The organism is Oceanicella actignis (assembly GCF_900111545.1).
Taxonomy (GTDB): domain Bacteria; phylum Pseudomonadota; class Alphaproteobacteria; order Rhodobacterales; family Rhodobacteraceae; genus Oceanicella; species Oceanicella actignis.
Genome location: NZ_FOHL01000025.1, coordinates 1 through 1,932 on the forward strand (window position 1 = coordinate 1; position 1,932 = coordinate 1,932).

2 protein-coding genes are annotated in these 1,932 nt (G+C 71.7%); both read right to left on the reverse strand.

Translation table 11 applies throughout. From position 1 onward, the window contains the following. A partial coding sequence (locus tag BMW67_RS15210; protein WP_143053724.1) for a S49 family peptidase occupies positions 1-910 on the reverse strand: 910 nt, incomplete at its 3' end. A 4-nt stretch (positions 911-914) separates the two neighbouring features. Next, the coding region (locus tag BMW67_RS15215; RefSeq protein ID WP_072748560.1) for a phage portal protein at positions 915-1,932 on the reverse strand (1,018 nt) is incomplete at its 5' end.

Here is a 1,932-nt window from a genome sequence, read left to right on the forward strand (position 1 = left end):
CCTCGGTCGCGACGGGATCGGGGCGCGTGTCTTCACTCATGGCGGAGGGTCTCCTTTGGGGTTTGAGGGTATGGATTGCGCGGGACGGCGCGCCGATGTGGCGAGCAAGGTCGGCCAGCGCCTGGCGGGTGGCGCCGACGGCATCGGCCAGCCCGGCCTCGACGGCGGCGGCCCCGCGAAACGTCGCCGCTTCCATGGCGCGGATGGCCTCTGGCGCGCGCCCGCGGTTGCGCGCGACGAGGGTCACGAGCTCGCCATGCAGCGCGTCCACATCGGCCTGGATCGCGGCATGGGCGGCCGGGTCGAGCGGCGCATGCGGATGGCCGTCGATCTTGCGCGCCCCGGCATGGATCAGCGTGTACTGCCGCCCGGCCATGGCATCGGCGGCGCTCTCGTCGACATGGAGCGCGACGACGCCGATGGAGCCCATCTCGCCGGTGCGGGTGACGTAAACGCGGCTCGCGGCCGAGGCGATGGCGCAGGCGGCCGAGAGCGCGGTCTCGGAGACCACGGCCCAGACCGGCTTGCCGGTCTCGGTGGCAAGGCGGCGGATGTCATCGACGAGATCGAAGAGCCCGCCCACCTCGCCGCCGGGGGAGTCGATCTCCATCAGCACGGCACGCACGGACGGATCGGCGAAGGCCTCCGCGAGCGTCGCCGCGAGGGCCTGGTAATCGGTGAGCCCCAGCGTCGCCGTCAGCCAGTCGCCGCGTGCCAGCATCGGCCCGAGGATCGGCACCACGGCGATACCGTCGCCGGACACGGTGTAACCCGGATCAGGCGCGGCCTGCGGCGGCAACCCGGCAGCTCCGGCTCCGGCCGGGCCGCTGCGGCAGAGCGCGGAGAGCGCCGTCCGGCCGAGCGCCAGCGGCCGACCGGCGAACCGCTCGGCAAGGGATGCGATGGTCATGGCGTCAGTCTTCCGTGGTTGCGGGCGGGGCGTCCGGGCTCGCGCCCGTCTGCCCGGCGCCGCCGAAGGCGAGCCCCAGCCGCCGCTCGCGCGCGCGATCGGCCGCGATCTCGGCATCGACCTGTTCGGCGTCATAGCCGCGTTCCGAGAGCGCCTGCGCCCGGCTCTTCAGCCCCGCCTCGATCTGCTCGATCTCGGCGCGGGCATCCTTCAGGGGATCGACCCAGTCCCATTTCGGGGGGAGCCAGGAACAGGCGAGATACGCGCTGCGCCGTCGGGTGTAACCGGGCATGTTCAGCGCGCCGGCCATCACCGCGCTGTCCATCCAGCGCGCCCAGACCGGGCGGCAAAGCTGGTAGACCATCACCGCGTGCTGGTAGGCCTCGACGCGGCGGCGGAACTCCAGAAGCGCCAGCCGCGAGTTCGAGTAGTTGGCCCGCACCATGTCGTTGGTGAGGTAGGCGTAAGGCACCCCGAGCGCGGCCGAGACCTGCAGGAGCGTGCGATACTGGAAGGGCTCGTAGGTCTGGCCCACATCCGCCGGCGCCGAGGTCTGGATTTCCTCGCCGGGGGCCAGCATCGTCACGCTGCCCGGCTGCAGATCGAGCACCCGGTCGCCGTCCTCTTCGCTCTCGGCGGTATCGAACGCCTCGGCCGGCGCCGGGGTGGTGATGAAGAGCGCGTGCATCGCCGCGACCTTCTTCCGGTCGAGCTCGGCATCGTCGTACTGGTCGAGCAGGAAGAGCTTGGCGACCGCCGGGGCGAAGCGCGACACGCCTCTCAGCTGCCCGGCATCGACCGGATCGACTACGTGGACAATCTCCGAGGCCGGGATGCGCACGGTCTCGCCGGCCAGCCCCGGATCGGTCACATCGCCCGGATGGCGGCGCAGGAAGTGGTAGGCCACGCGGTGGCCGATGGCATCGAACTCGATCCCCTGGCGGATCGCCCCGCCGCCGGGCAAGGGCTCGTTTCGGGTGAGCGGCAGCATCTCCGAGGGGATCATCTGCAATTGCAGCGGC